The 6,993-nt window shown below is 46.1% G+C and carries 9 protein-coding genes; all 9 read left to right on the top strand.

What is annotated here, in order from left to right:
* The first annotated feature begins 371 nt into the window (after positions 1 to 371).
* The 9 genes from NT073_RS00165 to NT073_RS00205 all read left to right on the top strand — a co-directional run bounded on the left by NT073_RS00165 (position 372) and on the right by NT073_RS00205 (position 6,750).
* A complete protein-coding gene (locus NT073_RS00165; RefSeq protein ID WP_297366893.1) occupies positions 372 to 1,307 on the top strand; it encodes a DUF3945 domain-containing protein in 936 nt (311 codons plus the stop codon).
* 93 nt (positions 1,308 to 1,400) lie between these two features.
* Positions 1,401 to 2,768: a toprim domain-containing protein gene (locus NT073_RS00170; RefSeq protein ID WP_297366896.1), complete on the top strand. Its 1,368-nt coding sequence runs from the start codon at positions 1,401 to 1,403 to the stop codon at positions 2,766 to 2,768.
* Positions 2,769 to 2,827: 59 nt separating this feature from the next.
* Positions 2,828 to 3,031 carry a hypothetical protein gene (locus NT073_RS00175; RefSeq protein ID WP_297366897.1) on the top strand — a complete coding sequence of 68 codons (204 nt, stop codon included), beginning with the start codon at positions 2,828 to 2,830 and terminating at the stop codon, positions 3,029 to 3,031.
* 147 nt (positions 3,032 to 3,178) lie between these two features.
* On the top strand, positions 3,179 to 3,847 hold the full coding sequence (locus NT073_RS00180; protein ID WP_297366901.1) for a hypothetical protein: 669 nt from the start codon (positions 3,179 to 3,181) through the stop codon (positions 3,845 to 3,847).
* Positions 3,848 to 3,936: 89 nt separating this feature from the next.
* Positions 3,937 to 4,230 carry a hypothetical protein gene (locus tag NT073_RS00185; RefSeq protein ID WP_297366904.1) on the top strand — a complete coding sequence of 98 codons (294 nt, stop codon included), beginning with the start codon at positions 3,937 to 3,939 and terminating at the stop codon, positions 4,228 to 4,230.
* Between the two features lie 150 nt (positions 4,231 to 4,380).
* Complete coding sequence (locus NT073_RS00190) at positions 4,381 to 4,794, top strand: hypothetical protein (protein WP_297366908.1); 414 nt, start codon at positions 4,381 to 4,383, stop codon at positions 4,792 to 4,794.
* 115 nt (positions 4,795 to 4,909) lie between these two features.
* A complete protein-coding gene (locus NT073_RS00195) occupies positions 4,910 to 5,266 on the top strand; it encodes a hypothetical protein (protein ID WP_297366911.1) in 357 nt (118 codons plus the stop codon).
* 526 nt (positions 5,267 to 5,792) lie between these two features.
* Positions 5,793 to 6,443: a hypothetical protein gene (locus tag NT073_RS00200; RefSeq protein WP_297366914.1), complete on the top strand. Its 651-nt coding sequence runs from the start codon at positions 5,793 to 5,795 to the stop codon at positions 6,441 to 6,443.
* Positions 6,444 to 6,450: 7 nt separating this feature from the next.
* Complete coding sequence (locus tag NT073_RS00205; protein ID WP_297366917.1) at positions 6,451 to 6,750, top strand: hypothetical protein; 300 nt, start codon at positions 6,451 to 6,453, stop codon at positions 6,748 to 6,750.
* Positions 6,751 to 6,993: the final 243 nt, after the last annotated feature.

Here is a 6,993-nt window from a genome sequence, read left to right on the forward strand (position 1 = left end):
GTGACGAACCTGTGGAGGGGTCAATCCAGTATGTGTCTGAGATAGATTCAACTACTCAACCAGCTTCTATCGAACTGAAATTTGAGAATACGTCTCATACGCAGCATTTGTACCACCGTTTAGCAAATGATCGCCAGCTAGACGTGTACTATACTCTCTCCTCATCAGTTCGGTCTACGATAAACCAATCCAAACCTTATGACACACAAAAGGAACAGGGTATTGACATATACATTTTCAATGACCAATCGGCGGTCGAACTGATTGACGAGAGGTACCGTCGAGATGAACCGCTTTTTTTCCCAGCACTGAGGGCCATAAGCTGGCAAAAGCCTGTACTCTTGGTTGGTGACCACAACTACCCTACAGAGATGAATCTGTATCGGTTAGGTTATCGGGAAGCTATAAAAACGCCTGAAACCATACTCTACAGGCATTACGACCCGAATATGCCACTAGTTGGCTATGGCTATGCGGACCGTCAATTTCATCTTACGGTTTTCAATAAAGGGCAATCTCCCTGGGTCGTTTCTATCCCCGATAACTCATCGGGAACAGGTCAGCTAGTGGATCTGCGACTGTCAAGCCCTGTTTCAAGCGAGTCGATGGTTGGGTTACCTCTAGGAGAGAAGCCAGTAGTAAATCGTCAATTCCAACCAGTAGTGGGAGAGACTCGATACCCAGATTCACTGCTCAAGCAGGCTACTCGTCAGTTTGTTGTCGAGCTGACTGTGGAGAACGCAAAGCGATTGCTTAATGGGCAAAAAACGGATGTCGTCAAAACAGGAGATGGCAGCATTGGAAAGCTGTATGTACTGAATACGCCAGAGAACGGCCCGCAACTTGTGCTTCAGGACGTTCAGCAGAAATTGACACTCAAAGAAAGTTATCTGGGGCATACCTTCTCCGATAAGGATAAAGCAAACCTCCATAAGTATGGGGATATGGGCCGGGTTGCCGAACTAGTCGACAAGCAGAGCGGCCAAAAGTTCACTGGATTCATAGGTGTAGATAAAGACACTAAGACACTGACCGTACTTCGCGCGGATGTGATCCGACCTAAAATCGAGCGGATGTCTCATTTGAAAGGAGTAACGCTCAATGGCTTGCAAAAACAGCGGATGATCGAAGGGAAGGCCGTTCGGCTTGATAACATGACGAGTAAAGCCGGCACAGCTTTTTCGGCCTACGTGCGTGTATCAGCGGCAAGCCGAGGCCTGCGTTTCGACCACATCCCAAATGGTACACCCGAAAAAAACGGTTCGAACACCGCGCCTGACACCAGCGGAAAACAAAATACGGATTAGAGCAAAACAGCAAATCCGTATTGAGCCCGACGGGCGTTTACAGCAAACCCCCAAGCTGCTTCTCTCAACGTTTTAATTAACTGAAATACATTTATGCTAACCACTAAGCCGCAGTTATCCGACTATAAGCAGCAGATTGACCTGGTGCAGTTCCTGGAGACAGAGGGTTTCTCGAAGGATCGGCGAAAATCGACCCGGCGTTGGCCAGTACTCGAAAACGCCGAGGGTCGAAAGCTCATCATCGGCAACAATCAAAAAACAAACGAATATTTTTATTACAACCCTGAGGATAGCCGTGACCGGGGGACGATTGTTGATTATGTGATTGACAAGCTCCATATCGACACGGCAACGCGGGAAGGCTGGCAGCAGCTTCATGAATTTATAGGTCGATACACCGGTGATTTGTCACACCTAGATAAAAGCCGTTCTACCGATATGGTTGAGAGTCAAACGCCTGCTGACACGAGCCGGAGTAAGGCGATGTCCCATTACTTCAGACTTGATCCACTAACCAATACGGATTATCTCATGGACAGGCGAGGCTTAACGGTCGACACACTTGGCCACAGGGCATTTATCGGCAAAATCTTCAATAAGACGTTTGTAAGCAAGAAAACTGGTGAAACGGTCATCAATACAGTGTTTCCGATGGAGAGTGAACAGGGCATTACGGCCATTTTGCTGAAAAACGACAGTCCAACGGGTTTAGTGAATGGCCATACATGGGGCGAGCGCCTGGAGAGTATCTGGGTGTCGAACCTGCCGAAAGGTCATCAGCCTAAAGAAATGTTGATTTGTGAAAGTCCGATTGACGCCTTATCGTATCACCAGCTTCACCCACCGAAGGAGCCCTATGATCGAGTCTATGTTGCCACAGGTGGGCAGCCTTCTTCACTTCAGCCCCTAACAGTACAACGGCTGATAGACCGGGTCAAACCGGAACAGGTTATTCTAGGCCACGACAATGATAACAGCGGTATTCGGTTCAATATTGGTTGGGTCGGCCGACTTCAAGTTCCAGGCCAATCTATTGAGCAGGCGAATCACCAGTTAAGTATCAGTCACAATAAGAACAGTAATACCCTGTCTATTGACGTATATGGGTTACCGGATGACGTTGCAAGACGGAAGCCGCACCTGGAATCGCTTCAGGACAAGATATTGACAAACCTAAATAAAGGGTACACACCCGATATGAATAGAGCAAGCGCGGATGCCATTATGCATCAGGGAAACCATAGTTTGCTGACCATTCACCTACCTAATCATCGCCCAATGCTGACCCGTATTGAAAAACTGGCCATCGAATGGCGGGGTCTAACCGACAAACTGGTTGTCAAACGCCCCTTTGCTAAGGATTGGAACGAAGAGCTTCAAACGCAAAAAGCAAATGTCGAGAGGTCTCAACCCACTTTGAGGAACACACCTTCTAAAGCTACACCACAAAAATTAATGTAATTACTTGATAACCAAATTAACAGCCATTGACTTGATGCCAATGCTTGACTGAATAAAACATGGATGCTGAGCAACAAATGGACATGCAGAGTGGGTACGTTGAGCACGAACAGTATGAGCGATTAGTAAGTGACCTCATTGACCGCATCAACGTTGCTTCGGAGGAAGTGAGCCTATCTAAGCTTGACAAACTGACCATTAGCTTTGGCCTAAAGCTTTTACGATTTGAGCTGGCAAAGGAGGCTGATTTAATGCAAGAATAACCCTTAAACGAACGGCGAACGAAAGGGAGCGGAGGGTTGACTTATATTGCTGTTTAACAGGTAGATAGCCTTGTATTATGCCTATTTAGCTGTATCTTTATAGTGTTCCTATTGCGCGGCACCGACGTGTTACTTCGGGCAAAGACAATGCAAGCGTTAGCGAATGCCTATGTTGCCGGGTCGCCGGTTGGTCCCTTTCAGATTGTTGATACTGAAACGGGTGAAGTTGTAGACAAATACCTGTACATTCCAGGTAATCCCAAACAGTACCGATTCGACGCCAAAGAGGGCAAGTTCTCCATCCATTATGATGAGAACAATATCGAAAAGCTAAGTTCATCGCTATCGTTTCAGCCCATCGCCTGGCGTATCTTTTCGGATGACATTTTGGGTCAGGGGCTGAAAATATGGGCTGAATTATTTTTCATTGACGAGGCCGATTGCGTTTCGGAAATTTTGTTTCACGGTTACAGTGTGGCTAACCTGGAGCGACTTATAACCCCCTTGGTCTATAACCGTATCAAACTCAATGAAGTGGTGCTGACGGTGAATGCGGATAAGCGGGAGAATAACAAAATACAGCCCAAAGGCATATACTACATCGCGTCATTTACCTACAAACCCGCTGATAAAGCCATTACGCAGGAAATGACCGATTACGTGCAGACAGTTAGCCTGTACCGTCGTGAGACGCTCACCGAGACGGGGAAAACGCAGGTAGCTAAAAACGTATTCAACCCGTTTGTGGATCTGCTTCCCGAATCCGAGCCAAGCGAATTGCAGGAAGAAGCAACCGAACAGACTGCATTGGCCTGATGCGAATTGAGCTGGACAATAGGGTCCAGCTCTTCTTTACTTCTTATTGATTCTGTGCGGCTCCGTCATGTTATAGCGGGCACTTACGAATGGCAACGAAACCCGTTCCCCCTCCTCAGCAACCTGTACCGGTATTTCTGATCGACGCTACTAATAAGCAGGTGCGTCCGGTTTCACATGATGGCTCATTAGAGCAGTTTTATAAGTGGATTGATTGTGACACCATAGATTATACGGCCCGCCAACCTGATGGAGACGGTATTTTCTGCAATGACCTTCTCCCTGATGATCCTTACCAAGTAGCTTTCAGGCTGCGTTCTACCGGACAGATTATTTTCGGTAATGAGTATGGACGGGTAGTAATGGGGAGGGTGATACGGTAACTCCCGACGCAACTCTAGTGGAGGTAACTGCCGAAATTGAGTTTTTAGGCCCAATAGCATACAAACCTGCGCCCATTTATGTGTTTTCATGGTAAATGATCACGGCCGTCTTAGCAGAAAGACGGCCGTGATTTTAACTCCTTATCAAAGATGACTGAGCTGTTAAAAATTGACCCCTATCTGGAAAAGGTGTACCCCGTTGAAGTAAATGATTCACTGGTCGACGTTTGTCGACAAATTGGGGCTCGTCGGCTTACAATTGCCGGACAACAATCAATCAGTACAAACGACTGTTCTGATGCTGCCTATTGCGATGATGAAGCGCTCTACACGGAACCACTACCGCCTGCCTTTCGCCTACGGACAACTGGCCACATTATATATGGGTGTGCCCTCTGGCATCGGGTAACGCAAGAGGGGAGGCTACAAGCATCGGCCTGGACTCAGTCGGACTTAACTGACCAAGTGGAATTTTTGGGATTTATTTCTCTGACATCTGTAAAGGCAAATCGGTCTATGCTTGATGATGAAAGCTTGCCTTTAGATGAGCCTGATGAGGATTGACCAGCAAGTATAGGTTAGGGTTTATTTAATATGTATTTTATATTACAGTTATTAAAATTAATTTGAAATACATATTTTTGAAAATCAGTTAGTCGTTTAACTCAACATGAAAAACATGAAACCAGACGAAAAAACATTCCAGGCCTACCAGGTTGGCGACATAGTTCGGACAACTGAATCGTTTGGCCCTAATCCCGCAGGGAGTATAGGAATTGTATATGAAACGTATCCTGATAACGAGGTACCAGCGTCTCAAATAGTTAGCATCTTATTGACAAACGGGCACGACATTGGCAGCTTCAATCAAGCAGAGCAGACAGAGAGTCTAGCGTGGTTGGGTCAAATGAACATCGCTTATGCTTACAGCAGCCCCAATCAACTCATGGCTGATTACCGTGACTGCTATTTTAATCAGGCTTTTGCTGAAGCACGAGTTATTGCCGATCAGGTTGGTGTGAGCAGCTTGGCATAAGCATAAAATAGGGGTTAGTGTACTGCAACCAGTTGAGTAAACCCAATGGAGATTAGTCTAGCCGAGTTCATTAGTCGTCCTTATTTCTTAATCAATGATCAGCTTGCTAACCTGTACAGCTGGTTGATAAAAGGAGCTCATTTGCTTGCCTCCTATTCTGCTATTGGCGGATTAGCGATCGTATTTTTGTTGCTGGTCGGTTTACTGCGAGTGTGTCAAGAATAGGACATCAATTGTTTAATTGTCCGGCTCCGGGATGTTACACCGGGCATGTCTAATGCTTACTAAGTTGCCGGTCAAATTAAGTCCGCACGAAACCAACTGTCTGTTGTCTATAATAGCTTCCCATTTTGATCATGATCGGATACCGATGATTGGTGCATCTACGAGCGGACAAAATAGAAAACGACTACCCCTACTCCGTTCATACGCCCGTTACCCGTCGATCTCTTGCACCAAATGGCGTATATTTGGCAAGGCTGCCTTAGGCCGAGCCTATATTATGCTTGGCCGGAATCGACAATTTATGGAGCAGGAGACTTCTTTAAAAAACTTACAGACCCACCAATCTGCTAGTGCCTTTGCGGTGGTAGGTGATTACCGAATTTTGGTGGATAACCCACAGGGTGTTGTTCATTTTTACGAAGGAAGAGGAGGGTGGGGAAGATTAGTCAGAAGCGTACCTATCGAAAAATGGTCGGGAGACTGGTTAATCAGAACTATCGGTCGATTCTTTCGACTCAATTACCAATTGTCCGACGATAAGGTAATCGCATCCGTCCAACGGAATGGGTATCTGACCGTACAGGTAGAACATCACATTGCTGGAGCTGTTCTGTACCAGCGTGCATTGAAAGGTGAATTTTGGGATTACTGCGTAAGCTACCGGGGTGATGTGGGATTTGGGGCGACGGTTAGAACAGCCATAGCCGATTTGCGAGCTAAGCTGGCGACCCGAACCAATGTCGAACAAGCTGAAATAGCGCTACAAATTGGCTCTGCCAGTCGATTTACCCAGCAGCAGTTAGAGGCCTTTTGTGAAGCAAATGGTCTAATGCCAGGTAGACATTACACACGTCAGCATCTTCGTCAAGCTATTCTGCGTCAGCGAAAAATGAACTGTGAACAGTTCCGCAACCAACTCGCTTACTTCGGTATTCGTATCAATTGTAAATAGCTCTGGCATGAATCCTAAAACCCCAAATAGGCCATTTGCGGCTGATTATACGTATACCGTTGAAGGAAACATAATTTCGATCATTGATCTCGATCTTGGTAATAGGAGCGTCACGAACGACATTGATTATGTATTAGCAGAAATCCGTGCTGAAGTAGGTGATCTGTCTGGTTACAGCGTCATTTACCGGGATAGTATGGGGCGCTGGGACGGTGTTCGAATGGTCAATAATTCTGTTCATTTCTATGGGCTTGGTGAGGCTGAAAAGCAGAGCGCTATGAGTCGGTTATTGCATCTGCTCGACTAATGATCAAGTACTTTATAAACGACAGTTTTATCACATTAGCCTATTAAGATTTAGTTGACCATAGTCCAGACAAAGGGAGGTTTTTCTGGACGATTGATTTCTTGACCCGTCCTGAAAAGCGTTGACCGTTTTGCTATTTATTTACCCTTTTATTGACCCGTCTAAGTTAGTCCGGTTTTTCATTGACCACAAGGCTTTCTAATAGTCTCTTGGTATAGTAGTTCTTCCAACGTCGCTTCAGCT

Source organism: Spirosoma sp. (assembly GCF_026391055.1).
In the GTDB taxonomy this organism is placed as follows: domain Bacteria; phylum Bacteroidota; class Bacteroidia; order Cytophagales; family Spirosomataceae; genus Spirosoma.